The 25,246-nt window shown below is 67.3% G+C and carries 28 protein-coding genes; 14 read left to right on the forward strand and 14 right to left on the reverse strand.

Features of this window, described 5'->3' with window-relative positions; translation table 11 throughout:
- Nucleotides 1-92: 92 nt before the first annotated feature.
- Both lon and DQP57_RS13765 read right to left on the reverse strand, forming a co-directional pair.
- A complete protein-coding gene (gene lon, locus DQP57_RS13760) occupies nt 93-2,417 on the reverse strand; it encodes an endopeptidase La (protein WP_205869118.1) in 2,325 nt (774 codons plus the stop codon).
- A gap of 95 nt (nt 2,418-2,512) precedes the next feature.
- On the reverse strand, nt 2,513-3,775 hold the full coding sequence (locus DQP57_RS13765; RefSeq protein ID WP_112633470.1) for an alpha-hydroxy acid oxidase: 1,263 nt from the start codon (nt 3,773-3,775) through the stop codon (nt 2,513-2,515).
- A 19-nt stretch (nt 3,776-3,794) separates the two neighbouring features.
- Here DQP57_RS13765 and DQP57_RS13770 point away from each other — a divergent pair, with 19 nt between their 5' ends.
- Nucleotides 3,795-4,232, forward strand: a complete 438-nt coding sequence (locus DQP57_RS13770; RefSeq protein WP_112633471.1) for a DUF1810 domain-containing protein — start codon at nt 3,795-3,797, stop codon at nt 4,230-4,232.
- Here the strand turns inward: DQP57_RS13770 and DQP57_RS13775 are convergent.
- Genes DQP57_RS13775 through DQP57_RS13785 form a run of 3 tightly spaced genes read right to left on the reverse strand, consistent with a single transcriptional unit; the run spans nt 4,218 to nt 6,717 of the window.
- A complete protein-coding gene (locus DQP57_RS13775) occupies nt 4,218-5,534 on the reverse strand; it encodes an alpha-amylase family protein (RefSeq protein WP_430919187.1) in 1,317 nt (438 codons plus the stop codon). The two genes, DQP57_RS13770 and DQP57_RS13775, sit on opposite strands and share 15 nt — an antisense overlap.
- A 19-nt stretch (nt 5,535-5,553) precedes the next feature.
- On the reverse strand, nt 5,554-6,090 hold the full coding sequence (locus tag DQP57_RS13780; RefSeq protein ID WP_112633473.1) for an alkyl hydroperoxide reductase: 537 nt from the start codon (nt 6,088-6,090) through the stop codon (nt 5,554-5,556).
- 39 nt (nt 6,091-6,129) lie between these two features.
- Nucleotides 6,130-6,717 (reverse strand): peroxiredoxin, encoded by a 588-nt coding sequence (locus tag DQP57_RS13785; RefSeq protein WP_112633474.1) that lies wholly within the window; start codon nt 6,715-6,717, stop codon nt 6,130-6,132.
- Nucleotides 6,718-6,818: 101 nt separating this feature from the next.
- Here DQP57_RS13785 and DQP57_RS13790 point away from each other — a divergent pair, with 101 nt between their 5' ends.
- The 4 genes from DQP57_RS13790 to DQP57_RS13805 all read left to right on the forward strand — a co-directional run bounded on the left by DQP57_RS13790 (nt 6,819) and on the right by DQP57_RS13805 (nt 9,768).
- The gene (locus tag DQP57_RS13790) at nt 6,819-7,754 is read left to right on the forward strand and encodes a hydrogen peroxide-inducible genes activator (protein ID WP_112633475.1); all 936 of its coding nucleotides are present in this window, start codon (nt 6,819-6,821) and stop codon (nt 7,752-7,754) included.
- Nucleotides 7,755-7,790: 36 nt separating this feature from the next.
- Nucleotides 7,791-8,492 carry an EthD domain-containing protein gene (locus tag DQP57_RS13795; protein WP_205869119.1) on the forward strand — a complete coding sequence of 234 codons (702 nt, stop codon included), beginning with the start codon at nt 7,791-7,793 and terminating at the stop codon, nt 8,490-8,492.
- A gap of 9 nt (nt 8,493-8,501) precedes the next feature.
- Nucleotides 8,502-8,945 (forward strand): TIGR03618 family F420-dependent PPOX class oxidoreductase, encoded by a 444-nt coding sequence (locus DQP57_RS13800; protein WP_112633476.1) that lies wholly within the window; start codon nt 8,502-8,504, stop codon nt 8,943-8,945.
- Between the two features lie 73 nt (nt 8,946-9,018).
- The gene (locus DQP57_RS13805) at nt 9,019-9,768 is read left to right on the forward strand and encodes an enoyl-CoA hydratase/isomerase family protein (protein WP_112633477.1); all 750 of its coding nucleotides are present in this window, start codon (nt 9,019-9,021) and stop codon (nt 9,766-9,768) included.
- A 23-nt stretch (nt 9,769-9,791) separates the two neighbouring features.
- Here the strand turns inward: DQP57_RS13805 and DQP57_RS13810 are convergent, their stop codons facing one another.
- Nucleotides 9,792-9,977 (reverse strand): (2Fe-2S)-binding protein, encoded by a 186-nt coding sequence (locus tag DQP57_RS13810; protein WP_112633478.1) that lies wholly within the window; start codon nt 9,975-9,977, stop codon nt 9,792-9,794.
- Between the two features lie 339 nt (nt 9,978-10,316).
- Between DQP57_RS13810 and bfr the strand changes: the two genes are divergently transcribed.
- From bfr to DQP57_RS13855, 9 genes are all read left to right on the forward strand, one after another.
- The gene (gene bfr / locus DQP57_RS13815; RefSeq protein ID WP_112633479.1) at nt 10,317-10,796 is read left to right on the forward strand and encodes a bacterioferritin; all 480 of its coding nucleotides are present in this window, start codon (nt 10,317-10,319) and stop codon (nt 10,794-10,796) included.
- A 37-nt stretch (nt 10,797-10,833) separates the two neighbouring features.
- Complete coding sequence (locus tag DQP57_RS13820; protein WP_112633480.1) at nt 10,834-12,903, forward strand: MDR family MFS transporter; 2,070 nt, start codon at nt 10,834-10,836, stop codon at nt 12,901-12,903.
- A gap of 65 nt (nt 12,904-12,968) precedes the next feature.
- Nucleotides 12,969-13,463: a carboxymuconolactone decarboxylase family protein gene (locus tag DQP57_RS13825; protein ID WP_112633518.1), complete on the forward strand. Its 495-nt coding sequence runs from the start codon at nt 12,969-12,971 to the stop codon at nt 13,461-13,463.
- Between the two features lie 104 nt (nt 13,464-13,567).
- Nucleotides 13,568-14,455 (forward strand): TIGR03854 family LLM class F420-dependent oxidoreductase, encoded by an 888-nt coding sequence (locus DQP57_RS13830; protein ID WP_112633481.1) that lies wholly within the window; start codon nt 13,568-13,570, stop codon nt 14,453-14,455.
- A 56-nt stretch (nt 14,456-14,511) separates the two neighbouring features.
- A complete protein-coding gene (locus DQP57_RS13835) occupies nt 14,512-15,864 on the forward strand; it encodes a glutamine synthetase family protein (protein WP_112633482.1) in 1,353 nt (450 codons plus the stop codon).
- 9 nt (nt 15,865-15,873) lie between these two features.
- Nucleotides 15,874-17,007, forward strand: a complete 1,134-nt coding sequence (locus DQP57_RS13840) for an amidohydrolase family protein (protein WP_112633483.1) — start codon at nt 15,874-15,876, stop codon at nt 17,005-17,007.
- A gap of 356 nt (nt 17,008-17,363) precedes the next feature.
- Nucleotides 17,364-17,618, forward strand: coding sequence for a DUF3761 domain-containing protein (locus DQP57_RS27545; protein WP_112633484.1), 255 nt, complete (start codon nt 17,364-17,366; stop codon nt 17,616-17,618).
- A gap of 142 nt (nt 17,619-17,760) precedes the next feature.
- The gene (locus tag DQP57_RS13850; RefSeq protein WP_112633485.1) at nt 17,761-18,594 is read left to right on the forward strand and encodes a lysophospholipid acyltransferase family protein; all 834 of its coding nucleotides are present in this window, start codon (nt 17,761-17,763) and stop codon (nt 18,592-18,594) included.
- The gene (locus tag DQP57_RS13855; RefSeq protein WP_112633486.1) at nt 18,594-19,028 is read left to right on the forward strand and encodes an SRPBCC family protein; all 435 of its coding nucleotides are present in this window, start codon (nt 18,594-18,596) and stop codon (nt 19,026-19,028) included. Before DQP57_RS13850 ends, DQP57_RS13855 begins: the two co-directional genes overlap by 1 nt.
- A gap of 63 nt (nt 19,029-19,091) precedes the next feature.
- Here DQP57_RS13855 and DQP57_RS13860 read toward each other — a convergent pair whose 3' ends face one another.
- From DQP57_RS13860 to ag85B, 8 genes are all read right to left on the reverse strand, one after another.
- Complete coding sequence (locus tag DQP57_RS13860; RefSeq protein ID WP_112633487.1) at nt 19,092-19,535, reverse strand: nuclear transport factor 2 family protein; 444 nt, start codon at nt 19,533-19,535, stop codon at nt 19,092-19,094.
- Between the two features lie 47 nt (nt 19,536-19,582).
- A complete protein-coding gene (locus DQP57_RS13865; RefSeq protein ID WP_112633488.1) occupies nt 19,583-20,905 on the reverse strand; it encodes a cytochrome P450 in 1,323 nt (440 codons plus the stop codon).
- Nucleotides 20,906-20,961: 56 nt separating this feature from the next.
- Nucleotides 20,962-21,384 carry a lipoprotein LpqH gene (locus DQP57_RS13870; RefSeq protein ID WP_112633489.1) on the reverse strand — a complete coding sequence of 141 codons (423 nt, stop codon included), beginning with the start codon at nt 21,382-21,384 and terminating at the stop codon, nt 20,962-20,964.
- A 15-nt stretch (nt 21,385-21,399) separates the two neighbouring features.
- Complete coding sequence (locus DQP57_RS13875; RefSeq protein WP_112633490.1) at nt 21,400-22,230, reverse strand: SDR family oxidoreductase; 831 nt, start codon at nt 22,228-22,230, stop codon at nt 21,400-21,402.
- Nucleotides 22,231-22,235: 5 nt separating this feature from the next.
- The gene (locus DQP57_RS13880) at nt 22,236-22,709 is read right to left on the reverse strand and encodes an SRPBCC family protein (protein WP_205869124.1); all 474 of its coding nucleotides are present in this window, start codon (nt 22,707-22,709) and stop codon (nt 22,236-22,238) included.
- Between the two features lie 35 nt (nt 22,710-22,744).
- A complete protein-coding gene (gene rpfC, locus DQP57_RS13885; protein WP_112633492.1) occupies nt 22,745-23,182 on the reverse strand; it encodes a resuscitation-promoting factor RpfC in 438 nt (145 codons plus the stop codon).
- A 105-nt stretch (nt 23,183-23,287) separates the two neighbouring features.
- Nucleotides 23,288-23,821: a chorismate mutase gene (locus DQP57_RS13890; protein ID WP_240631756.1), complete on the reverse strand. Its 534-nt coding sequence runs from the start codon at nt 23,819-23,821 to the stop codon at nt 23,288-23,290.
- 65 nt (nt 23,822-23,886) lie between these two features.
- Nucleotides 23,887-24,879, reverse strand: coding sequence for a diacylglycerol acyltransferase/mycolyltransferase Ag85B (ag85B, locus tag DQP57_RS13895; RefSeq protein ID WP_112633493.1), 993 nt, complete (start codon nt 24,877-24,879; stop codon nt 23,887-23,889).
- Nucleotides 24,880-25,246 lie beyond the last annotated feature (367 nt).

The following is a 25,246-nucleotide window of genomic DNA, read 5'->3' on the forward strand; positions in this document are numbered from 1 at the left end:
GCGCTGACAGATACCCGGCCCCGGGGGAGGCCAAAACGTTCCGGCCCTCCCCGGGGCCCACTCGGCACGGGTTCAACAACGCACGGGCGCCATCACGCGGCCACCACCCCGGCGTCCTGCGCCGCCGGCTCCAGCGCCTGCGCAACGATCTCGGCGACATCGGTCATCGGCCGCACGTCCAGCGCCCCGAGCACCTCGCCCGGCACGTCATCCAGGTCGGGCTCGTTGCGCGCCGGAATGAAAACCGTTGACAGTCCGGCACGTTGGGCCGCCAGCAGCTTCTGCTTCACCCCGCCGATGGGCAGCACCCGCCCGTTCAGCGTGACCTCGCCGGTCATGCCGACGTCGGAGCGGACCTGACGCCCGGTCGCCATCGACACCAGCGCGGTCACCATGGTGACACCGGCCGACGGGCCGTCCTTGGGCACCGCACCCGCGGGCACGTGCACGTGGATGCGCCGGTCCAGCGCGTGGGGATCGACCCCCAACTCTGCGGCGTGCGAGCGGACGTAGGACAGCGCGATCTGCGCCGACTCCTTCATCACGTCGCCCAGCTGACCGGTCAGCTGCAGACCCGGCTCACCGTCGGTCGCGCCGGCCTCGATGTAGAGCACGTCACCGCCCAGACCCGTCACGGCCAGGCCGGTGGCCACGCCCGGCACCGCGGTGCGCTCGGCCGACTCCGGCATGAACCGCGGACGGCCCAGGTAGTCAACGAGATCGGGCTCGTCGATGGTCAGCGACGCGGCGTCGTCTGCCAGCTTGGTGGTGGCCTTGCGCAACGCCTTGGCCAGCAGCCGCTCGAACTGCCGCACACCCGGCTCGCGGGTGTAGTCCGCGGCGATCTTGCGCAACGCGGCGTCGGTCACCGTGACTTCGTCCTCGGTCAGCGCCGCCCGCTCCCGCTGCCGGGGCAGCAGGTAGTCACGCGCGATGGCGACCTTGTCGTCCTCGGTGTAGCCGTCGATGGCCACCAGTTCCATGCGGTCCAGCAGTGCCGACGGGATGTTCTCGATGACATTGGCGGTGGCCAGGAACACCGCGTCGGACAGGTCCAGATCCAGATCCAGGTAGTGGTCCCGGAAGGTGTGGTTCTGCGCCGGGTCGAGCACCTCCAGCAGCGCCGCGCTCGGGTCGCCGCGATAGTCGGAACCGACCTTGTCGATCTCGTCCAGCAGCACAACGGGATTCATCGACCCCGCCTCACCGATCGCGCGCACGATGCGGCCCGGCAACGCGCCCACGTAGGTGCGCCGGTGCCCGCGGATCTCGGCCTCGTCGCGCACGCCGCCCAGGGCGACGCGAACGAACTTGCGACCCAACGCCCTGGCCACGCTTTCGCCCAGCGACGTCTTGCCGACGCCGGGCGGCCCGGCCAGCACCATCACCGCACCCGAACCCCGTCCGCCGACGACCTGCAACCCACGCTGGGCGCGGCGCGCCCGCACGGCCAGGTACTCGACGATGCGGTCCTTGACGTCGTCCAGCCCGTGGTGATCGGCGTCCAGGACTTCCCGCGCGGCCCTCAGGTCGGTGGAGTCCTCGGTCCGGACGTTCCAGGGCAGGTCGAGCACGGTGTCCAGCCACGTGCGGATCCAGCCGCTTTCCGGGCTCTGGTCGCTGGACCGCTCCAGCTTGCCGACCTCGCGCAGCGCGGCTTCGCGCACCTTCTCGGGCAGCTCCGCGGCCTCGACGCGGGCGCGGTAGTCATCCGAACCGTCCGGCTCACCCTCGCCCAGCTCCTTGCGGATGGCGGCCAGCTGTTGGCGCAGCAGGAACTCCTTCTGCGTCTTCTCCATGCCCTCGCGCACGTCCTCGGCGATCTTGTCGCTCACCTCGACCTCGGCGAGGTGCTCGCTGGTCCAATCGATCAGCACGCGCAGCCGCTCGGTGACGTCGACGGTCTCCAGCAGTTGCCGCTTCTGCGCGTTGGTCAGGTACGAGGCGTAACCGGAGGTGTCGGCCAGTGCCGACGGATCGGTCAGCCTGTTGACGTAATCGATGATCTCCCAGGCTTCGCGGCGCTGCAGCATGGCCAGCAAGAGCTTCTTGTACTCCGCGGTCAGCGCCTTGATCTCGTCGGTCGTTTCGGTCTCGGGCACCTCGGTCACCTCGACCCACAGCGCCGCCCCGGGTCCCGACGCTCCCGCCCCGATCTGGGCCCTGCGCTCACCACGGACCACCGCGGCGGTGCCGCCCCCGGCGATGCGCCCGACCTGCAGGATCTTCGCGATCACGCCGTGCGAGGGGTAGCGGTCTTCGAGCCGGGGGGCGATCAGCAGTTGGCCCGATTCGCTCGCCTGAGCGGCGTCGATCGCCGCGCGGGCGGCGTCGTCCAGCGCGATCGGCACCACCATTCCGGGCAGCACGATGGTGTCAGTGACAAACAGCACCGGCACCGACTTGGCTTCAGCCATCAAATCCTCCACAAGTTGAGTCTGATGCGCTTAACCCAGCCCGGCGGCGGTTTGTTCCCGGCCAGGTCAGGCCCCGGCCGAATGTGCGACCGGCCTCACACCTGCGGCGGCAGGGGGCCCAGTCGCCGGAGCTGCGTGACGTGCTGGGGCGTCAGCTCGTCCAGGCAGGTGACGCCCAGCAGCGCCATGGTCCGCAGAATCCCGCCGCGCAGGATGTCGATCGCGCGGCTGACTCCTGCCTGGCCGCCGGCCATCAGGCCGTACAGGTAGGCCCGCCCGACCAGGGTGCAGCGGGCCCCCAGCGCGATCGCGGCGACGATGTCGGCGCCCGACATGATGCCGGTGTCTACCAGGATCTCGGTGTGTCGCCCGAGCTCACGCGCGACCGTGGGCAAAAGGTGGAAGGGTACCGGGGCCCGATCCAGCTGGCGCCCACCATGATTCGACAAGACGATGCCGTCGACGCCGCGGTCGACGACGGCGCGCGCGTCCTCGATTGTCTGAATTCCTTTTACGACGAGCTTGCCGGGCCATTGCGCCTTGATCCATTCCAGGTCGTTGAAGGTGAGGCTGGGATCGAACATGGTGCTCAGGTATTCGGCGACGGTGCCCGGCCAGCGATCCAGCGAGGCGAAGGCCAGCGGCTCGGTGGTCAGCAGATCGAACCACCATTTCGGATGCGGCACGACATCGAGCACGGTGCGCAGCGTCAGTGTTGGCGGGATCGTCATGCCGTTGCGGTTATCCCGCAGCCGGGCACCGGAGACCGGCACGTCGACGGTGGCCAGCAGCGTGTCGAAGCCCGCATCGGCGGCGCGCCGCACCAGTTCCATGGAGCGCTCGCGATCGCGCCACATGTAGAGCTGGAACCACTTTCGGCCCTGCGGGACGGCGGTGACCAGATCTTCGATCGCGCAGGTCCCCAGCGTCGACAGCGAGAACGGGATCCCCGCTTCGGCTGCCGCTCGCGCGCCGGCGATCTCGCCCTCGGTGTGCATCAAGCGGGTGAATCCGGTGGGCGCGATCCCGAACGGCAACACGACCGGCTGGCCAAGTACATTCCAGCCGGCGGTCACCTGGGAGACGTCGCGCAGGATCGTCGGGTGAAACTCTATGTCGCGGAACGCTTGTCGCGCGCGCTGGATGGACAGCTCGTCGTCGGCGGCGCCGTCGGTGTAGTCGAACGCCGCCTTGGGGGTGCGGCGCTTGGCGATGGCGCGCAGGTCCTCGATGGTGTAGGCGGCGTCGAGGCGGCGCCGGGTCGCGTTGAGTCGGGGCCGCTTGAATTGGATCAGCGGTGCGAGGTCGCGCACCTTGGGCACTCGTCGTTGGACCGCCTTTCGCCTTTCGAGTTCCATAATGTGCAACCGTAGTCATATGGAATCGGCAGGCGACCCCTTCGATCTCAAGCGTTTCGTGGACGCCCAGGCTCCCGTGTACGGCAACGTGGTCGGCGAACTGCGCGACGGGCGCAAGCGCAGTCACTGGATGTGGTTCGTCTTCCCGCAGCTGCGCGGCCTGGGCGGCAGCCCGACGGCGCTGCGCTATGGCATCTCCTCGCTCGAGGAGGCCCGCGCCTACCTCCGGCACGACCTCCTCGGTCCACGCTTGCACGAGTGCGCCCAGCTGGTCACCGCGGTGCAGGGACGTTCCGCCGGGCAGATCTTCGGCTCGCCGGACGACCTCAAGCTGCGCTCGTCGATGACGCTGTTCGCCCGCGCCACCGAAGACAACGAGGACTTCGTCGCGGTGCTCGACAAGTACTACGACGGCCGCCAGGACGAGCTGACGTGCGAGCGCCTAGGCCGGACGTAGAATCCGCCAGCCGTTCGCCTCGACGGTGACCGCGTCGACGACCTCCTGCGGCGGGGCCGCCGAGCCGCCGAGCACCTCGGCACGAGGCGCGCCCAGCTTCGGCAACGACACACGCAGCGGATCGTCGTCGATGTTGAGCACCACCAGGAGGGCATCGTCGCCGTTGCGCGTCTCGTAGACGTAGTGCCGGTTCTGCAGCAGCAGCGCGGTGGTGGATGCCGCATGCAACCAGGGGTAGCGGCGTCGCAACCCGACCAGGTATTGGTGCAGCCGCCAGATTTCGATGCCGAAGCCATCGAGTTGCAGTGGGGGAGAACCGAACTCGGGGCGCACCGCGTCGTCGCCGCCGAAGCGTTCTTCCTTGACGCCGCGGAATCCCAGTTCGTCGCCGGCGTACACGCTGGGTACCCCGCCGACCGTCAGCAACAGAACCAGCGCGTGGGCGACGTGTTCGCGATTTTCCAGGCGGCTGGCGATGCGGGTGACGTCGTGGTTGCCGATGAACGTCAGCGGCGAGAAGCCGGTCAAGAATTCGTTGTGGCGCTGCAGCGCCCAGTCCAGCTCGAAGAAATTGCCGTCGTTGAGGCCGCTCCAGATCGCCTTCCACAGCTCGTATTGAGTGGCCGAATCGAAGGTGGCGGCCTTGACGACCGCGGCGTAGTCGCCGTGGATGAGTTCCCCGACGAACCAGGCATCCGGGTAGCGCTCGCGCACCCGCGGCAGCGTGGCAGCCCAGAAGTGCTGTGGCACGGCATATGCCGCGTCAAGTCGCCATCCGTCGGCGCCGCGGCCCAACCAGTGCGCCATGACGTCGACGGTGTAGTCGACCACTTCCGGATTGTCGTGGTTGAGGGTGATCAGCCCGTCGTGGCCTTCGAAGGTGTGAAACCGGCCGGGCCGTCCGCGAAACCAGCGTGCGGCCGCGTCGTTGTCGGCCGCCTCGCGGTAGCGCGCGAAATCCTGGCCGACGTGGTTGAACACCCCGTCGAGCAGCACCCGCAGCCCGCGGCGATGCGCCTCGGCGATCAGGTGGTCGAAGTCGTCGTCATCGCCCAGTCGGGGGTCGATGCGGTAGTGGTCGGTGGTGTCGTAACCGTGTGTGCGCGAGGCGAAGACGGGCCCCAGGGCAACGCCGGAGGCCCCGAGTTCGATGGCGTGGTCCAGCCAGTCGACGAGCCGCCGCAACCGGTGCTCCTCCGGTTGCGGCGGCTCGCTCGCCTGCGGGGTGGGAAACGCTCCCACGAACCCCAGGGGATAGACCTGCCACCAGATCGCGTGCTGGACCCAGGCGGGCCCGGTCACGGTTCTGGTCACGGCTCGATCAGCCGACGGTGGCCAGCGTCTGGGAGGCGATGATCGCTTGCGCCACGCCGGAAATGATCGCCGCGGCCTTCAGCGCCTCCTGGATGGTTTCCCGGCTGACTCCGGCCTCGCGCAGCGTGTGCTCATGAGAGGCCACGCAGTCCGGGCAGCCGTTGATCGACGACACCGCGAAGGACCACAGCTCGAAGTTCGCCTTCTCCACGCCGGGGTTGGCGATGATGTTCATCCGCAACCCCGCGCGCAGATCGTCGTACTTGCCGTCCAGGAAGCCCCGGCCACGGTAGAACACGTTGTTCATGCCCATGATCGACGCGGCTCCCAGCGCCGCGTTGTACGCCTCGGCGGACAGGATGTCGGCCGCCTCGGCCCCAATCTCGGCGAGCGCCTGGGTGTTCCGCGTGGCGGCGGCACTCGCCAGCAGGGTGCCCCAGAGCTGCTCCTCGTTGAGCTCGGTCGTGCGAGTGATCGAGCCCAGGTTGAGCTTGAGGTCCTTGGCGTACTCCGGCAGCGCTTCTTTGAGGTTTTCGACGCTCATCTCGCCTCCTTATCCGACCTTATGCGATCAACGCCCGGATCAGGCCGACTGCTTGAGCAGCTCGGTGGCGTCCAGCGTCGGGTCACCCTTGCGCCAGTTGCACGCGCACAGCTCGTCGGACTGCAGGGCGTCCAGCACGCGCAGCACCTCTTCGACGTTACGGCCCACGGAACCCGCGGTCACCGAGACGAACTGGATCTCGTTGTTCGGGTCGACGATGAAGGTCGCCCGGTCGGCCACGCCGTCGGCGTTGAGCACCCCGGTGCCCAGGCTCAGCTCGCGCTTGATGTCCGAGAGCATCGGGAACGGCAGCTTCTTCAGGTCCTCGTGCTGCGCGCGCCAGTTGAAGTGGACGAACTCGCTGTCGATCGAGACACCGAGCACCTGCGCGTCACGGTCGGCGAATTCGTCGTTGAGCTTGCCGAACGCGGCAATCTCGGTGGGGCACACGAAGGTGAAGTCCTTCGGCCAGAAGAACACCACGCGCCACTTGCCGGCGTGGTCCTCGCTGGTGATGGTGGTGAAGTAGTCCCCAGGCTGCTTGGCGTCGACCTTGGACAGATCGCCCGCGATCAGCGCAGTGAGTTCGTAGGCGGGGAACTGGTCGCCGATGGTCAGCAGAGGCATATCGCTCCTTATCTGGAATAACTCAAGATTAGATGTCCTCCACCATGTTGCCGCGTAGCCTTATTGAAGTAAAGGTGATATTTCCCACTAGACTCATAGGTATGTCCGATAAGACTTATCAGCCCACGATCGCCGGCCTGCGCGCCTTCGTGGCGATCGCCGAGAAGCGGCAATTCAGCAGTGCCGCAACGGCTCTCGGCGTCAGCCAGTCAACGCTGTCGCAGGCCCTGGCGGCGCTGGAGACGGGCCTGCGCACCCAGCTGGTCGAGCGCTCGACGCGGCGTGTCTTCTTGACAGCGCAAGGCGCCGAACTGCTCCCACGCGCCCAGGCGGTCGTCGACGCGGCCGACGCGTTCAGCGCCGCCGCGGCCGGCTCCGCGGATCCGCTGCACACCGGCATGCGGCTGGGGCTGATACCGACGGTGGCGCCCTATGTCCTGCCGACGGTGCTGGCCGGGATCGCCGAGCGACTCCCCGGCCTGACCTTGCGGGTGACCGAAGACCAGACCGAACGGCTGTTGGCGGTCCTGCGTGAGGGCGCGTTGGACGCGGCCCTGATCGCCCTGCCCGCCGAGGGCGCCGGCGTCACCGCGATCCCGATCTACGACGAGGATTTCGTCCTCGCCCTGCCGCCCGGCCATCCGCTGGCGGGCAAGCGCCGGGTTCCGGCGACCGCGCTGGCCGACCTCCCGCTGCTGTTGCTGGACGAGGGCCACTGCCTGCGCGATCAAGCGCTCGACGTCTGCCACAAGGCGGGGGTGCGTGCGGAGCTGGCCAATACCCGGGCGGCTTCGCTGGCCACCGCGGTGCAATGCGTGACCGGCGGCCTGGGCGTCACCCTCATCCCGCAGAGCGCGGTGCCGGTCGAGGCGTCGCGCAGCCGCCTGGGCCTGGCGCAGTTCGCCGCGCCCCGTCCGGGGCGGCGGATCGGTCTGGTCTACCGCTCGTCGAGCGGGCGCGACGAGTCCTATCGCCAGCTCGCCGCGCTTATCGGCGCAGTGATCAGCAGCCACCACCAGGTGCGACTGGTGAAGTAGGCCTGCGCGGCCGCCCGGCCCAGGTAGGTTCTGCCTATGGAAAAGGTGATCGCCGTGCTCAGGCGTGCCGAGCCGGATGACGCGTGGTGTGCCCGGCAACGGGGTCACGTCGCCGACGCACTGCTGCAACTGGGCGTCGCCGGGCTGCAGATGAACGTTCGTGACAGCACCGTGCGTCACTCGCTGATGACGTTGACCACCCTGGACCCGCCGGTCGCGGCGGTGGCGAGCATGTGGACACAGCAGTGCTACGGCGATCAGATGACGGCGGCGCTGAAATTCCTCGCCCAGGAATGTGAGCAAGTCGCCGCGTATCTGGTCACCGAATCCGTCCCGCTGATTGCGCCCGCGGTCGAATCCGGTTCTCGCACACCGGGTTTGGCTAACATCGCGCTGCTGCGCCGGCCCGCCGACATGGACCAGGCAACCTGGCTGACGCGTTGGCAGGGCCAGCACACCTCGGTGGCCATCGAAACGCAGTCGACGTTCGGCTACACGCAGAACTGGGTGGTGCGGGCCCTGACCCCGGACGCGCCGGGAATCGCGGGCATCGTCGAGGAGTTGTTTCCCATCGAGGCCATCACCGACCTCCACGCTTTCTTCGGAGCCGCCGATGACGAGGAGCTACAGGACCGGCTGGGTCGAATGGTCGCCAGCACCAGCGCCTTTGGCGCCAACGAGAACATCGACACGGTGCCGACGAGCCGCTACGTCTTCGCCAGCCCGTTCAACGGATGAGGGGCTCACATGACCACACTGCGCGACGCTGTCGCCTTGGCCGCCGCGGAAAGCGGTCTGGCGGTGGTGTCGACCGTTCGTGCTGACGCGACGGTCCAGGCTTCGCTGGTCAACGTGGGGCTGCTGGCACACCCCGCGGACGGTCAGCCCGTGCTGGGCTTCACCACCTACGGCAAGGTCAAGCTGGCCAACCTGCGGGCCCGGCCGCAACTGGCCGTCACCTTTCGCAACGGGTGGCAGTGGGCGACGGTCGAGGGCCGCGCCGAGCTGGCCGGCCCGGACGACAGCAGGCCCTGGTTGACGGACGCCGATCAGTTGCGCTTGTTGCTGCGCGACGTGTTCACCGCCGCGGGCGGCACCCACGACGACTGGGACGAGTACGACAGGGTGATGGCCTCCGAAGGCCGCGCCGTGGTGCTGATAGCGCCAACCCGCGTCTACAGCAACGGTTAGCCTCGGGGCTGCCGGCGTGGTGACCCGCTGCGCCCGGCTGCGCCGCGCTTGCGATCCCCACTAGGCTGCTGGCGTGACGCTGCAGATCGACGACGACAAGCGGGTTCGCACCCTCACGCTGAACCGGCCCGAGGCGCTCAATGCGTTCAACGAAGCCCTCTACGACGCCACCGCCGAGGCGCTGCTGGCCGCCGCCGAGGATCCCGAGGTCGCGGTCGTGCTGCTGACCGGCGCGGGCCGTGGTTTCAGCGCCGGCACCGACCTGGCCGAGATGCAGGCACGAATCACCGACCCCGACTTCACCCCGGGTAAGCACGGCTTCATCGGACTGATCACCGCGCTCAGCGCGTTTCCCAAGCCGCTGATCTGCGCGGTGAACGGCGTGGGCGTGGGCATCGGGGCCACCATCCTGGGCTACGCCGACCTGGCGTTCATGTCGTCGACCGCCCGCCTGAAGTGCCCCTTCACCAGCCTGGGCGTGGCGCCCGAAGCGGCCTCGTCATACCTGCTGCCCCAGCTGGTGGGGCGACAGAACGCGGCCTGGCTGTTGATGTCGTCGGAATGGGTCGGCGCCGACGAGGCGCTGCGGATGGGGTTGGTCTGGCGGGTCTGCGAACCCGACGAGCTGCTGGCGCAGGCCCGTCAACACGCGGAAATCCTTGCCTCCCGGCCGATCTCGAGCCTGATGGCCGTCAAGCACACCATGATGGAACCCGTCCGGCCCGAGATTGTGGCGGCCACCGCCCGGGAGAACGCCCACTTCGCCGAACTCATGGGCGCGCAAGCCAACGCCACGGCCCTGGCCGCCTTCAACAAAACGTGAAGCAATAAACGCTGACGCGCCGGCTAGGCCGACTGAGCCGTCTCCAGCTTGGCCGAGGCGGCGAGGATGGCCCGCAGCGTGCGCCGGCAACGACCGCAGTCACCACCGGCCCCGCACGCGGCCGCGATCTCCTTGGAGGTTGATGCGCCCTGGGCGACGACGTCGCACACGGTCTGGTTGGTGGCCCCAACACAAAGGCACACGTACATCAGCGCACCTCCTGCATGCCGGCGTCCCCTTCGTCGAAAGCTCGGACGGGCGTCTGCGATTCGTCCCCGCCGCCGGCAATCCCGTTCACCGGGCACCGTGGCGATGAGGCCGAATACACCTGCCGCGTATTAGTGCAGTCTATCCTAACTTCGTTAGCCCAGTCTAACCTAACCAAGGGGCGACTTACCGCGCTCGGGGGCTCACTGAGCGCAGCCAAACCTTGCTGGAACATTCCCACCGGCCGTGGCAAAGTGCTGCTACAGCCCAGGTTTGTGCGCTCCAGCCCAGCGCATCCGCCGCGGTCACATACGACAGCCGCTCACACCATAGGAGTGACAATGCAAGGGGATCCGGAAGTTTTGCGTCTGCTCAACGAGCAGCTGACCAGCGAGCTCACCGCGATCAACCAATACTTCCTGCACTCCAAGATGCAGGACAACTGGGGTTTCACCGAGTTAGCTGAGCACACCCGGGCCGAGTCCTTCGACGAGATGCGCCACGCCGAGGCGATCACCGACCGCATCCTGCTGCTCGACGGGTTGCCGAACTACCAGCGCCTCTTCTCGCTGCGCATCGGTCAGACGCTGCGCGAGCAGTTCGAGGCCGACCTGGCCATCGAATACGAGGTGATGGAGCGGCTCAAGCCGGCGATCATCCTGTGCCGGGAAAAGCAGGACTCCACCACCGCCACCCTGTTCGAGAACATCGTCGCCGACGAGGAGAAGCACATCGACTACCTCGAGACCCAGCTCGAGTTGATGGACAAGCTGGGCGTGGAGCTGTACTCGGCGCAGTGCGTGTCGCGGCCACCCAGTTGACCCGGCCGGCGGCGAAATAGGTAACGTCGTAGAAGGTATGACGAGCCCGAAAGCAGCGACCCGATCTCGCCCGGCTTCCGGTGCCGCCTCCACCGGCGAGCTGATCAGCCCCCAGCGACGCAATCTGATCTTCATCGCGATCGTGCTCGGCATGCTGCTCGCCGCGCTGGACCAGACCATTGTCGCGACGGCGCTGCCGACCATCGTCGCCAACCTGGGCGATGCCGGCCATCAGTCCTGGGTCGTCACCAGCTATCTGCTCGCATCGACCATCGTCACCGCGCTGGTGGGCAAGCTCGGCGACGTGTTCGGCCGCAAGCGCGTATTCCTAACGGCCGTAGTCTTTTTCGTCATCGGCTCGATATTGTGCGGACTGGCGCAGTCGATGGCCATGCTGGTGGGGGCGCGCGCCCTGCAAGGAATCGGCGGTGGCGCCATCACCGTCACGGCCAGCGCGCTGATCGGCGAGATCGTCCCACTGCGGGAGCGGGGCCGATATCAGGGTATCCTCGGGGCGGTCTTCGGCGTCACCACGGTCATCGGTCCGCTGCTCGGCGGCTACTTCACCGACTACCTGAGCTGGCGATGGGCCTTCTGGGTCAACGTGCCGATCTCGGTGGTGGTCATCTTCGTTGCCGCAGCGGCGATTCCCGCGCTGACCGCGTCCGCCAGGCCCGCCATCGACTACTCCGGGATTACGTTCATCGGCCTGGGCGCCGCGGGCCTCACACTGGCCACCAGTTGGGGCGGCACCCTCTACCCGTGGGGATCACCGACGATCATCGGACTGTTCGTGGGCGCCGCGGTGGCGCTGGGTGTGTTCGCGATGGTGGAGCGCCGCGCCGCCGAACCCATCTTGCCCATTCGGCTGTTCGCCAGCCCGGTGTTCGCCGTGTGCTGCGTGCTGTCCTTCGTCGTGGGCTTCGCCATGCTGGGCGCGATGACCTTCCTGCCGACGTATATGCAGTACGTCGACGGTGTCTCGGCGACCACCTCGGGCCTGCGCACCCTGCCCATGGTGCTCGGGATGCTGGTCACCTCGACCGGCAGCGGCACCATCGTCGGCCGGACCGGCCGATACAAGATCTTTCCGGTGGTCGGCACGGCGCTGATGGCGCTGGCCTTCCTGCTGATGTCGCGGATGCAGCCGTCCACCTCCACCCTGATCCAGTCGCTCTACCTGGTGATCCTCGGCGCCGGCATCGGATTGTCCATGCAGGTGCTTGTCCTCATCGTGCAGAACACGTCGAATTTCGAAGACCTCGGTGTCGCCACCTCGGGTGTGACGTTCTTCCGGACCATCGGAAGTTCGTTCGGTGCGGCCATTTTCGGCTCCCTGTTCGTGAACTTCCTCAACCGCCGAATCGGTCCGGCCCTGGCGGCCAGCGGCGCGCCCCCCAGCGCGGTCAGTTCGCCCGGGGCCTTGCACCGGCAACCGCATGACGTGGCCGCCCCCATCGTGGCGGCCTACGCCGAGTCGCTCACCCAGGTCTTCTTCTGGGCGGCGCCGGTGGCTCTGGTCGGATTCGTGCTGGCGTTGTTCTTGCGCGAGATTCCGCTGCGCGATATCCACGACAGCACAATCGATCTCGGCGATGCGTTTGGCATGCCGACCACCGAGACGCCCGACCAGATGCTGGAGAACGCGATCGCGCGGATGCTGCGCGGCGAGACCGGCATGCGGCTGCGCAGCATCGCCATGCGGCCCGACTGCCGGCTCGACGTCGCCGGGCTGTGGGGGGTCTTGCGGATCAATCGCTACACCCAGATGTACGGGACCGCCCGGCTCACCGACATGGCCGACCACCTACGGATACCGTTCGAGGTTCTCGAGCCCACCTTCGCCCGCCTGGTATCGGGGGGTTACGCGCAGCGCGACGGCGAGCAGATGTGGCTCACCCCGGCCGGGGGACAGCAGGTCGCGTACGTGCACTCGCTGCTGTTGGCCTGGCTGGTCGACAAGCTGGCCCGGTCACCGGGATTCGAGGGCCGCCCGGACCGCCGCGCGGTGGAGGCGGCGCTGGAGCGCGTCGCGCATCGCGTTCTGGCCCAACGGGATTGGCATGAGGAACAGCCGACCATGGCGATCCCGTCGGCCGCTCGCTAGCGGGTGTCGATGCGCATTCGCCGACATCGCCGTCCCGGGTGATGACGCGGGCGTACCATCACGCCATGAGCCGAATCGGAACATTTGCTGACGACGACCTGGCCGGCTGGTTTGTGAAGTCTCCGGACATCGGCGGCGCGCTCGGCGGCTTCAGCCAGGCGGTGTACACCAAGAACCGGTTGCCGTTGCGCACCCGCGAACTGGCCCGCGCCGTGATCGCCCACCGCAACGAATGCGTCGTCTGCGTCAACACCCGCGACGAAGACGGACCCGCCGCGGGCGTCGACGAGGAGCTCTACGACCACGTCCACGAGTGGCGCACCTGGCCCGGCTACAGCGAGCAGGAGCGGCTGGCCGCCGAGTTCGCCGACCGCTTCGCCACCGAGCACACCGCGCTGCGCGACGACGAAGACTTCTGGAGCAGGTGCGCCGAACACTTCTCCGACGAGTTGCTCGCCGACCTGGCACTGTCCTGCGCGCTGTGGGTCGGCATGGGTCGAGTGCTGCGGACCCTCGACATCGGCCAAGCCTGCAAACTGACCATCCCCAGCCGCGGTTAGTTTCTCCCAGCCCGGGCAACCGGTTCTTGACGCGCGCCCGCCGGGCACAAAAGCCGGGCCGTCGATGTTGCGCTGTGGGTGAGAGAACTCAGAGGGAGGCGGCGGTGAAGATTCGCTTCGGCGTCGGCCTGGGTGGCGATAGCGCGCCGGACCAACTGGCCGCCATCGTGGATCACCTCGAGGCCAGCGGGGTGGACTCGCTGTGGTTTTCCGAATTGTTGTACTCCCCGGCGGTCGATCCGATGGTCGGCATGGCGTATGCGCTCGCCCGCACGACCAGATTGAAGGTGGGCACGTCGGTGGCCGTGCTCCCGGGCCGGCACCCGGTGCTGGTGGCAAAGCAGTTGGCGTCCCTGGCGGCCGTCGCACCCAAACGGGTCCTTCCCGTCTTCGGCTTACGTTCGGCGATACCGGCCGAACGCGAGGTCTTCGTGGTCCCCGAGGGCGAGCGCGCGGCGGTGTTCGACGAGTCGCTGCGGCTGCTGCGCGCGGCGCTGGTTGAGGAATCGGCGACGTTCACCGGCCGGTATTTCAGCGTCAGCGACGTGGCCGTCGCGCCGAGACCGTCACCGCCGCTTGACATCTGGGTGGGCGGCTCGGCGCCGGCCGCCTTTCGACGCATCGGGGCGCTGGGCGACGGCTGGCTGGGCAGTTTCCTCACTCCGGCTGAGGCGCGGGCCGCGCGCGATGCGATCGAGCGAGCCGCGGCGCACGCCGGCCGCAGCATCGAGCCCGACCACTTCGGCATCTCGTTGGCCGTGTGGGAGGGGGAGGGGGAGCTGCCGGAGCAGGTGGCCGCGGCGGTACTCCGGCGTCGGCCGGACAGTGACCCTAACGAACTGATCGCCGCCGGGTGGGACCGGCTGCACCGGCAGCTCGACGCCTACATCGAGGCGGGTTTGACGAAGTTCGTCATCCGGCCGGTGGGTAAGGCACCGGTGGACGGCTTCCTCGATCGGTTCGTCACCGAACTCGTCGGCCGGCAGAACTGAGCTGCGGTGATGCCGTTTGCCGTGTGGAGCAGTGCGGGGTTGGGAGAATGGCTGCCATGACCGGCACACCGCTTGCCGCCGCGGCGATTGCGCAGCTGGAGGCCGAGGGCGTCGACACGGTCATCGGCACGGTGGTGAATCCGGCCGGGCTCACCTTGGCCAAGACGGTCCCGATCCGGCGGACCGACACGTTCGCGGATCCCGGCCTGGGGGCCAGCCCGTCCTGGCATGCGTTCGCCATCGATCAGACCGGGATCGCCTTCACCCCCGATGTGGGGGTGGTGGGGGACCAGCGCATTCGGATCGATCTGTCGGCGCTGCGCATCGTCGGTGACGGGCTGGCCTGGGCGCCCGCCTCATTCTTCGAGCAGGACGGCGCGCCGGTGCCGACCTGCAGCCGGGGCACGCTGCGACGCGTCGAGGCGGCGCTCGCCGAAGCCGGCCTGGAGGCCGCGGTCGGGCACGAAATCGAATTCCTGCTGGTCGGCCCCGACGGCGCCCGGCTGCCGTCGACGCTGTGGGCGCAGTACGGCCTGGCCGGCGTGCTGGAACACGAGGCGTTCGTTCGTGATGTGATCGGATCGGCGATGGGGGCCGGGATCGCGATCGAACAGTTGCACCCCGAGTACGGCGCAAACCAGTTCGAGGTCTCGCTGCCGCCGCGGTCCCCGGTGGCAGCCGCCGATCAGCTGATACTGATGCGGTTGGTCGCCGGGCGCGCGGCGCGTCGGCACGGGCTGCGGATCAGCCTGTCGCCCGCCCCCTTCGGCGATGGCGTTGGATCCGGTGCGCACCAGCACTTTTCGCTGTCGGGTCCGGGAGGACCGCTGTTCTGCGACGGCGACGGACCCCGGGGCATGACCGCCGCGGGGGAGAGCGCGGTGGCGGGTCTGGTTCACGGGCTGCCGGAAGCCCAAGGAGTGCTGTGCGGGTCGATCGTCTCCGGCCTGCGGTTGCGGCCGCGCAACTGGGCCGGCGCCTATGCGTGCTGGGGCACCGAAAACCGCGAGGCCGCGGTGCGATTCGTCACCGGCGGACCCGGAAGCCCGCGCGGCGGCCACGTGGAGGTCAAGATCGTCGACCCGTCCGCGAACCCGTACCTGGCGACGGCGGCCATCCTGGGCCTCGCCCTGGACGGGATCAAGCGCCAGGAGACCCTGCCGCCGGAGGTCACGACCGACCCGGCCACCCTGCCCGAATCCGACCGTGCGCGCGACGGTATCGTGCGCCTGACCGATTCGCAGGCCGAAGCGATTGCGGCGCTTGATAATTCGGAACGGATGCGCCGCATCCTGGGCGACCCCGCGGTCGACATGGTGGTCGCCGTTCGCCGCCTGGAGCAGGAGCGCTACGGCGACCTGGCCCCCGAACAACTGGCGGACAAATTCCGCATGGCCTGGAGCCTGTGACGGGCGATCATGGTCTCCGACACTCGCGCCCTGGCTCAGCACATCGGCGATGTGGCGCTGATCGATCAGCATGTCCACGGTTGCTGGATGACGCCCGCCGACCGGCCGCGATTCGAGAACGCGCTCAACGAGGCCAACAGCGAACCCATCACCCATTCGGGCTTCGACTCACAACTCGGGTTCGCGGTCCGCGCGCATTGCGCTCCCGTCCTGGGTTTGCCCAAACACGTTGGCCCGACGGCATATTGGGAACGCCGCAGCCAACTCGACGAGGACGAATTGGCGCGCCTGTTCTTGACGGCCGCCGGGGTGAGCGACTGGCTGGTGGACACCGGGATCGGCAGCGGTGACGTCGCCGGGGTCGCGGATATGGCCCGGGTGTCCGGCGGTGATGCCGGCGAGCTCGTTCGCCTCGAGGAGGTCGCCGAGCAGGCGGCGCAAACGCAGGGTGACTACGCGGCGGCGTTCGAGGAGATCCTGCACCGGCGCGCGGCAGGCGCCGCCGGCACCAAATCGATCCTGGCCTACCGAGGCGGGTTCGACGGCGACCTGAGCGATCCGACGCCGGCGGAGGTCGCCGAAGCCGCAAGCCGCTGGCGCGACCGCGGCGGTACGCGGTTGCAGGACAGGGTCCTGCTGCGGTTCGGGTTGCATCAGGCGCTGCGGCTGGGCAAGCCCCTGCAGTTCCATGTCGGGTTCGGCGACCGCGATTGTGATCTGCACAAGGCCAACCCGCTGCTGCTGCTGGACTTTCTGCGCGAGACGGCAAACGTCCCGATCGTGCTGTTGCACTGTTACCCCTACGAGCGCGAGGCTGGCTACCTGGCCCAGGCGTTCAACAACGTCTATGTCGATGGCGGGCTGAGCGTTAACCACCTGGGGGCGCGGTCACCCGCGTTCCTTGCGCGGTTGCTCGAGATGGCGCCGTTTTCCAAGATCCTTTATTCGTCGGACGGATTCGGTCCGCCAGAACTGCATTTCCTCGGCGCGATCCTGTGGCGCAGGGGCATCGAGCGGGTACTGCGCGAATTCGTGGACCGCGGCGAGTGGAGCGAGGCGGACGCCATCCGGGTCGTCGACCTCATCGCCCGCGACAACGCCACCCGCATCTACCGCCTGACACGTCGCGACGGCCGGCCGTGACCACCCATCCGAAGCCGACCGATTCCCGGCCTCGCGGGCCGCGGAGCGTTCGGCGCGGCGGCCGGACGCGACGACTGGCCGCAGCTTTCGGGCAGGTGGTCATCGGGCCCAATACCGCGGTCGCTTGGCGCGTGCGCGCGCGTGACGTTGCACGGCTGGGTGGAGGTCAAGGGAAAGCACGATCCGGTCCGCGTCCGGGTGCTGGATGCGCTGGCGGAATAGCAGCACTTTCGTCGTCTGGAACGCCAGAAGTTTTTCCAGATTCGCCTGTGGCCGTCCGTTCGGGCGCCTAGGCTTCGATCGACGAATCGGGCAAACGTCGCCAAACTGAAGATGGACTAGGGAGGTTTGGGCACGTGTTGTCCCGTGCTGCGTTCGTCATCGCAGCCGTCGTCTTCGGCGCCGCCGCTGTGGCGCCATCGGCCTACGCGTCACCCAGCGGCGGTTGCTACACCGCCAGTTCTGGTGACTGCGTGCCATATCCGCAAAAGGGCGGCCCGCAACCGCCGGGGGCCACGGCCCAGTGCTCGGATGGAAGTTGGTCTTTCAGCGAGCACCCGCATGCCAGTGGGACCTGCCACGGTCACGGAGGCGTCCAGCAGTACTTGTAGCCATCGGCTGCCAACAACACCGGGATGGTCAAAGCACGAGGGGTGACCATCCCAGGTGTTTGCGGCGGCCCGGTATTTACCGGCCCAGCCGGCTTCATCTACGGCGTTTGACCCCCGGTGACGCCGGGGTATGCGTCCCGTCATGGCGACCGCGCAGGACGTCTTGAATTGGGCTCGCGACAAAGTTGTGTCGTGGGTGCCCAAAGCCGACCTTGACCAGCGGGATCCGGATTACATCCGCGATCAGCTGCCGGGAACCTGGTTGCTGGCGTCGTTCTATTTCAGGGCGGACGTGCGGGGTTTGGACCGCATTCCGGCCGAGGGACCGGTGCTGCTGGTGGGCAACCACAGTGGCGGCAATGTACCGCCCGACACCTTCGTGTTCACCCTCGCCTTCTGCTCGTATTTCGGCGTCGAGCGGCCTTTTTACCAGTTGGCCCATGACCTCGTCGTCTCCGCCCCGCCGCTGGGAGCGTTGCGGAAATTCGGCACCGTCGCCGCCAACCCCGAAAATGCCCGTCTCGCACTGGATTCCGGCGCAGCGTTGCTGGTCTATCCCGGCGGTGATTACGAGGTGTTCCGACCCTCGTGGGAACGTCACAAGGTGGACTTCGGCGGGCGCATGGGCTATGTCAAGCTGGCCCGCGAGGCCGGGGTGCCGATCGTCCCCGTCGCGAGCATCGGTGGGCAGGAGAGCGCGCTCTTTCTCAATCGCGGGCAGTGGCTGGCCAAGTTGCTGATGGCGGACAAGTTGCTCCGGCTCAAGAGCATCCCGATATCGCTGGCGCTGCCCTGGGGACTCAACATCAGCGACCTGGCGGGCCACATTCCGCTGCCCACCAAGATCGTGATCGAGGTTCAAGACCCGATCGAGGTCGACGGCGACGATCAAGCGGTGCATGACAAGGTGATGGCCTCCCTGCAGGGGGGCGTCGACCGGCTGGCCGCCGAACGACGATTCCCGGTGATCGGCTGATGCGCGTCGAACGCCGTTGCGTCATCAACGCCGACCGTGCCGCCGTCTGGAAAATCGTCAGCGACCCGGACTGTTACCCGTCGTTCATGGCGAGCCTAGAGCGGTGGGAGTCGTCGAACGACCAACCACCCGGCGTCGGTGCGCGGTACACCGTCCACTGGAAGATCGGCTCCGTACCCGCTGGCGGCGTGATCGAGGTGGTCGAGTTCGACGACGGCCGCGACCTTGCCTGGGTGGGAATTACCGGCGTAACGCTGCGCGGGCGGATGCGGTTGCGCGACAGAGGCGACGGCTGCACAAGGGTGACATTTCGGCTGTCGTATCAGGCGCCCGGGGGAATACTTGGGTATATCGCCGATCGGATCGCCGTGCGTCAGGTGGGACGCACACTGACGGAAACGTTGAAACGCCTCCGGAAACTGGCCGAGGCGTAGCCGCGATGATGCGTTTTACCGCCGTGGGCAGTAGACAGTCCACGTTTCCTTGAAAGGGGATCGTCAGACGAGCGCTGAGGCGTCGAATATCCAGCTGGTGTCGCCGGTCGCCAGCCCCTCGAAGTGGTTCGGGGGAGCGAAGGCCACCAGGCTGTTCATGTCCCAATAGTCTTTCCACACGGTGATCTTGCCGTCGACGACCTTGTGGACCGTCACGAACCGCAGCACGCCCTGCTCGCCCGTGGCGAAGGTCCAGGTCTCGGAGTGCTCGTAGAGCACGTCGGAACCGTTGGAGACCAGCACGCCCGGGTGGTTCTCGTAGCCGGCCAACTGCTCGAGTCCCATCCTCAGGCGCTGCACGATGCCCTCCGGGCCGCGCGCCGACAGTGCGGGGACCGGCATGTCGACGTAGAGGCAGTCGTCGGACAAAAAGGTCTTGATCGCTTCCCAATCTCGCCGCGAAAGCGCCTGCCACAGCCCCCGTACGACATCCTCGACCGCGATCATAGATACCTCTGTCATAGCGGCAAATAAACCCCGTCGCCGCCCCGGTGTCAACTGGTTCGGTCGTACTCGCGCACATACGGCCCAAGGGCCACCGGCAGCGACGACCATCCCCGCAGCACCCGGGTTTCGCGCCGGCTTCCGGCGCCCGCCGCGCGCACCTCGGGGAAGCGATCGAAAAACGTGCGCAGTCCGACTTCGCCCTCGGCCCGGGCAAGGGCCGCACCCAAGCAGAAGTGCCGGCCACCGGAGAACGCGAGATGCCTTCCGGCGTTTTCCCTTTCGATGTCGAAGCGGTGCGGATCGGGGAACACCGACGGGTCCCGGTTGGCGGCCGCCAGATACACCAGCACCAAGTCGCCACGGTGTAACTGCCGGCCGGCTATCTCGACATCGTCCAGCGCCATCCGCGCGGTCAGCTGCACCGGCGATTCCAGCCGCAGGATCTCTTCGACGGCGTTGGGCCACACCTCGGGGCGCCGCCGGAGGGTGTCGAGATGCTCCGGCGCGTCCAACAGCATGCGAATACCGTTGCCGAGCAGGTTCACCGTGGTCTCGAAGCCGGCGGCCAACACCAGCCCGGCGATCGCCTGGAGCTCCTTGTCGTCGAGATAGGTTTCCGCAGAACCGCCTTCGGCCGTCTGGATCAGCTGGCTCATCAGGTTGTCGCTGGGGTCCAGGCGTAGCCGTTGCAAGTGCTCGGCGAGCCAGGCGCTGAAGCCGGCGATCCCGTCCTGCACGCTGCGGTACTGCCGCCATGGCAACCCGATGTCGAGGCTCGGCGCGGCCAGTTCGCCGAATTCCAGTACGCGCCGCCGCTCCGACTCAGGCACGCCGAGGATGTCGCTGATGATCGATACCGGAAGCTGCGAGCAGTACCGTCCGACGATGTCGACGACGCCGGATTCCCCGGCGAGCCGATCCAACAGCTCCGCGGCCGTCTGCTCGACCCGATCCCGCAGTGCGGCAACGGCTCTGGGCGTGAATACCGCGGACACGGTCTTGCGGTAACGGGTATGGTCGGGCGGCTCGACGGCCAGCAACGACGGCGCACGCAGCGGATGCAGCAGGTCGTCGCGGGTACGGCGCTCCAGCCATCGCAGTGGCGCCGGGAGATTCGATCCGAAGACCAGCACCCGGAAATCATCGGAGCGCAGCAGTTCATGCGCCAGTGCGTGATCCGCCGTCAGATACGCGACGCGGCCCTTCACCAGCTTGCCCCGCGCGCGGACTTCGTCGTAGTAGTGCACCGGGTCGGCGGCCACCGCCGGATCGGCGATCAGCCTGGCCTGGACCTCGCCCCGCCGGGCCCCGAGCGCCGCGGCCCCCCGGATGAAGCCATGCATCGCGAACCAGTGCAATCGTTCCCTCACTGGTTCCTCCCTCGATCAGGTGCCGTTTCGAGCCTAGGCTCCGACCACCTGCGGAGTCAGCACTGCGCGACGATTTTGAAGTCCGTGGTGACCACTTTGTTGGGGTTGCTGCTGTTGATGCCGTACGCGCTGCCCGTGATGGTGTAGGCGTCGTTATTGAGATCGACGTGCGCGTCGCCCACCCCGCCCTGCCAGAAGCTGCCGCTGAACCCGTCGACGTTGCGAATCTTGACCCACTGCGGCATCACCCGATAACCGCTGAGCAACACCACCGCTTCGACCCCGCCATCGCGGTCGGGGATGGTGATGGTCCGATACATCTGGTCTTGCCGGCACGCCGGGGGACGCGTCGTGTGCGTGGCACCGTCGATGGTCAGACGCGCGGCCCGGCGAGGTGTCGTCTGCGCGGCGCTGCACCCCGCGACGCCGACGACGACTGCTAGGCAAACCAAAGCGACTGTGAGCAAACGCTTTTGCACCAGCCGACCTCCTTACTAACGCTTCGGCACCAGCGCGGGCAGGGACTTGACGATGCTGCGTCGCACGAATTCCGGGCTCAGGCCCTTGAACAAGTCAATCAGGCGAATGCTCTTGGGTACATACCAGTGCAACCGCTTCTGGTTGTGGTAGGCCTGCCACGCCGTCTCGGCCACGCTGCTTGCCGGCATCAACCGGAGCATGCCCTTCTTGGGGGCGGTGGCCCGCAGTTGCTCCGCCGTCATGGGCGCTCGGCCGTCATCGGAGTGGTTGGTCGTGGTCGTCAGGATGGCGGTGTCGATCAGACCGGGCAGCACGTCGGCGACGCGCACCCCGTGTCGCTGCCACTCCACGCTCAGCGCCTCGGTCAGACCTTTGACCGCGTGCTTGGTCGACGAATAGACGGCCAGGCGCGGCATGCCGTAGGTCCCCGAGGACGACGACGTGGAGAACATCAGGCTGCCCGGGGTCTTCTTGAGATAGGGCAACGACGCGTATGCGCCCGTGAGGACCGCCTTGAAATTCACGTCGACGACGCGCATCGCGGCGTCGTAGGGCACGTCCTCGAACCAGCCCGATTCGCCGATGCCGGCGTTGTTCCACATCATGTCGAGCCCGCCGCCGCTGTTGCCGGCGCAGAAGTCGGCCAGCGCGCCGTCGAGGGCTAGCTTGTCCGTCACGTCGACGACGCGGGTCCAGAGCCGATCGCCGCCGAGTTCGTCGTTCAGCGTCGCCAGGCCGTCTTCGTTGCGGTCCACCGCGCCGACGCGCCAGCCCTTGGCGTGGAACAGCTTGGCTCCCTCGCGACCCATGCCGCTGCCCGCACCGGTGATGAAGACGGATTTCACGAGCCTCAGTCCGCCTCGACCACGTCTTTGATGCGGTTCAGCGTCTTGGTCATGTCCCGGATGTTGCGGCGTTTGCGCAGGAAGCCGCCGAACAACCAGTACACGCCGAGCCACGGCGCCGGGTTGAGCCGAAACGACTCGGTGACGTCCGTCCCGCCGCCGCTCGGCGCCAAGCGGTAGTGCCAGTTGTTGACGGCCCTGTCACCGAGGAGCACCGCGAAACCGAATTCGCGGCCCGGTTCGCAGGCGGTGACCTTGCAGGTCGTCCAATACACCGGCCCCATCTCATTGCGCCGGACGTGACCGCGGAATTTCGCACCCAGGGCCGGGCCGTTCGCATCACCGAGCCACTCGGCTTCAAAAACTTCCGGCGAAAACTTTCCGGTGTTGCGGACGTCTGCGATGAGGTCCCAGATCTTGGCAGCAGGCGCAGCCATATGAACAGTCGCCGAACCTTCCATGGGCTGATCCAAACACAGGCGGGCGCCGGGTCATAGACCGCAGGTGCGTTTCATCAGTGCGGTACGGCCGCCTGGATCAGCCCGTTGATGATCTGCTTGATGCCCTGAGCCGGGTGCGAGTACCAACCGATCGGCAGGCCGGACTGCGCGCCACACTTTGGCCAGGCCTCCACGCCCTCTTCGGCGAAAACCCGGTTGGCGACGGCGATTTGCTGCTCCCTGGACGCGGCAGCTGGGTTGCCGACACCGCCGTAGCGGGCCCAGGTGCTCGGTTTGAACTGCAGCCCACCGTAATTGCCGTTCCCGGTGTTGGCGTGCCAGTTGCCACCGGATTCGCACTGGGCGATCGCGTCCCAGTTGGGAGCGGGTTCTGCGCTCACCACACCCGTGGACGAAGCCATCGACGCTGCAACGACCCCGCCGACCACTACGGACTTGACGAGAAGCTTGCAGAGATATTTCATGTCCAGGATTTCGGCACGTGTAGCCAAAGCGTTACCTATTCGAAAATGGCGCGAGATATGCCATCTATCTGGGGAAATCGCCTTATCGACAGGCCAAATGGGACAGTTAGAAATTGGTGAGGAAAAATTAAGTTATTGCTGGCAGTAGGACTGCGTCGCTGATGACAGAGCCCGCTGGTAGAGGTCGTCGAGCGCACGGTCAGCGACGACGCCGCTTCTCGCCGCGTCGAGTTGGGCGGCGCATTCCGGCGAGTGCAGAACGCCCCAGTCGGCCGACAGCTGAGCCAGCATCGTTTGGTTGAGGGCGTCGATCGCCGAGCGTGACGACGATAGGTCCGGCGCCTCAGCCGGAGCGCTGCCCGGATCGAGTTTCCAGTCCGCGAACCGGCCATATTCGACGGCCTCGGTGGCGCTGATCTGGTCCCCGAAGACCCGGGTGACGTAGCCACGGTCGATGCGTTGGGCGACGGCCTGGTCGCCCAGCCTGGCCAGCTCTTGCCGTACGCGCTCCGGATCTTCGATGGCGCCATGGTTGTTCCACTTGTAGGCGGCGACCGGGTCCGCGATCTGCAGCCGTTGCGCGGCGGCGTCGACCAATTGGGTGAGTGGACTCGCGGGGTTCGCCCGAGCGGGCGCCACCAGCAGCGCCAGGCTCACGACCGCGATCCCACAACGCACTACTGCGCCTGACGGAGTCGTCAGGCGCAGTAGTGACCGAGCAGGCGGTGGGGTTATCCGCCGCCGCCCGGGGAAGCGCCCAGAGTGCCCTGCAGGTCGGGCTTCATGGCGTTGAGCTGAGCTCCCCAATACTCCCAGCTGTGCGTTCCGTTGGCGTTGAAGTTCCACACCGCGTTGTGACCGCCGGCGCCGTTGTAGGCGTCCTGGAACTTCAGGTTGCTGCTGCGCACGAAGTTCTCCAGGAACTCGGCCGGCATGTTCGCCCCGCCGAGTTCGGACGGCGTGCCGTTACCGCAGTACACCCAGAGCCGGGTGTTGTTGCCGACCAGCTTCGGGATCTGCAGGGTCGGGTCGTTTCGCGCCCATGCCGGGTCGCTCGACGGCCCCCACATGTCGTTGGCCTTGTACCCCCCGGCGTCACCCATCGCCAGACCGATCAGGCTTGGCCCCATTCCCTGCGACGGGTCCAACAGCGCCGAGAGCGAGCCGGCGTAGATGAACTGCGCCGGGTGGTAGGCGGCCAGGATCATCGCCGACGAACCGGCCATCGAGATGCCGACCGCCGCGCTTCCGTTCGGCTTCACACTCTTGTTGGACTGCAGGTATTGCGGCAGCTCACTGGTGAGGAAGGTCTCCCACTTGTACGTCTGGCAGCCGGCCTTACCGCAGGCCTGGTTGTACCAGTCGCTGTAGAAGCTGGACTGACCACCGACCGGCATGACGATCGACAGGCCGGACTGGTAGTACCACTCGAACGCCGGGGTGTTGATGTCCCAGCCGTTGTAGTCGTCCTGGGCGCGCAGACCGTCCAGCAGATACACCGCGGGAGAACCGTTGCCGCCGCTTTGGAACTGGACCTTGATGTTGCGGCCCATGCCCGCGGACGGCACCTGCAGGTACTCGACTGGCAGGCCCGGCCGCGAAAACGCATTCGCGGTTGGAGCGCCGCCGGCAAGACCGATCAGGCCCGGCAGTGTGGCTGCCGCCGCTGTGCCGACCAAAAGCCGGCGCCCCCAGGCCCGGACCTTCTCGCTCAGATCTGTCATACCTGCCCCTTGTCGATGTGGTCAGTGTGATCGTGGTCTCACAGGAATTTACCGTGTGAGTCCGTCAAATGTCGATTGGGACGCGAACGCGTCTCGTTTCGGCATCGCTTTTCACTTCACAATTTCGCCACCCGGCACAACCGGGCGGCGACACGCCCCGCGTACCCGCTGCACGGCCACCCCACACACCGGGTAGGGAAACGCCAGGCAGCAGCGGGTTTACGACGAGTCGAGCGCGCTCGGCGGGCGGCGCCGCTACCCCGTTATAGAAAGCCCCCGAAATGACGCGCGGGACGGGCATTTATTTTGCGCCGTCGATAAAAACGGCGTTCGTTTCGGTGCGGGGGGACCGCGCCGTACCGATCCC

The organism is Mycobacterium colombiense (assembly GCF_003284935.1).
Classification (GTDB): domain Bacteria; phylum Actinomycetota; class Actinomycetes; order Mycobacteriales; family Mycobacteriaceae; genus Mycobacterium; species Mycobacterium arosiense_A.

Coding starts and splice junctions, on each gene's coding strand:
- lon (WP_205869118.1), bottom strand. CDS start 2,417: ATGGCTGAAGCCAAGTCGGTGCCGGTGCTGTTTGTCACTGACACCATC.
- DQP57_RS13765 (WP_112633470.1), bottom strand. CDS start 3,775: ATGGAACTCGAAAGGCGAAAGGCGGTCCAACGACGAGTGCCCAAGGTG.
- DQP57_RS13770 (WP_112633471.1), top strand. CDS start 3,795: ATGGAATCGGCAGGCGACCCCTTCGATCTCAAGCGTTTCGTGGACGCC.
- DQP57_RS13780 (WP_112633473.1), bottom strand. CDS start 6,090: ATGAGCGTCGAAAACCTCAAAGAAGCGCTGCCGGAGTACGCCAAGGAC.
- DQP57_RS13785 (WP_112633474.1), bottom strand. CDS start 6,717: ATGCCTCTGCTGACCATCGGCGACCAGTTCCCCGCCTACGAACTCACT.
- DQP57_RS13790 (WP_112633475.1), top strand. CDS start 6,819: ATGTCCGATAAGACTTATCAGCCCACGATCGCCGGCCTGCGCGCCTTC.
- DQP57_RS13795 (WP_205869119.1), top strand. CDS start 7,791: ATGGAAAAGGTGATCGCCGTGCTCAGGCGTGCCGAGCCGGATGACGCG.
- DQP57_RS13800 (WP_112633476.1), top strand. CDS start 8,502: ATGACCACACTGCGCGACGCTGTCGCCTTGGCCGCCGCGGAAAGCGGT.
- DQP57_RS13810 (WP_112633478.1), bottom strand. CDS start 9,977: ATGTACGTGTGCCTTTGTGTTGGGGCCACCAACCAGACCGTGTGCGAC.
- bfr (WP_112633479.1), top strand. CDS start 10,317: ATGCAAGGGGATCCGGAAGTTTTGCGTCTGCTCAACGAGCAGCTGACC.
- DQP57_RS13820 (WP_112633480.1), top strand. CDS start 10,834: ATGACGAGCCCGAAAGCAGCGACCCGATCTCGCCCGGCTTCCGGTGCC.
- DQP57_RS13825 (WP_112633518.1), top strand. CDS start 12,969: ATGAGCCGAATCGGAACATTTGCTGACGACGACCTGGCCGGCTGGTTT.
- DQP57_RS13835 (WP_112633482.1), top strand. CDS start 14,512: ATGACCGGCACACCGCTTGCCGCCGCGGCGATTGCGCAGCTGGAGGCC.
- DQP57_RS13840 (WP_112633483.1), top strand. CDS start 15,874: ATGGTCTCCGACACTCGCGCCCTGGCTCAGCACATCGGCGATGTGGCG.
- DQP57_RS13850 (WP_112633485.1), top strand. CDS start 17,761: ATGGCGACCGCGCAGGACGTCTTGAATTGGGCTCGCGACAAAGTTGTG.
- DQP57_RS13855 (WP_112633486.1), top strand. CDS start 18,594: ATGCGCGTCGAACGCCGTTGCGTCATCAACGCCGACCGTGCCGCCGTC.
- DQP57_RS13860 (WP_112633487.1), bottom strand. CDS start 19,535: ATGATCGCGGTCGAGGATGTCGTACGGGGGCTGTGGCAGGCGCTTTCG.
- ag85B (WP_112633493.1), bottom strand. CDS start 24,879: ATGACAGATCTGAGCGAGAAGGTCCGGGCCTGGGGGCGCCGGCTTTTG.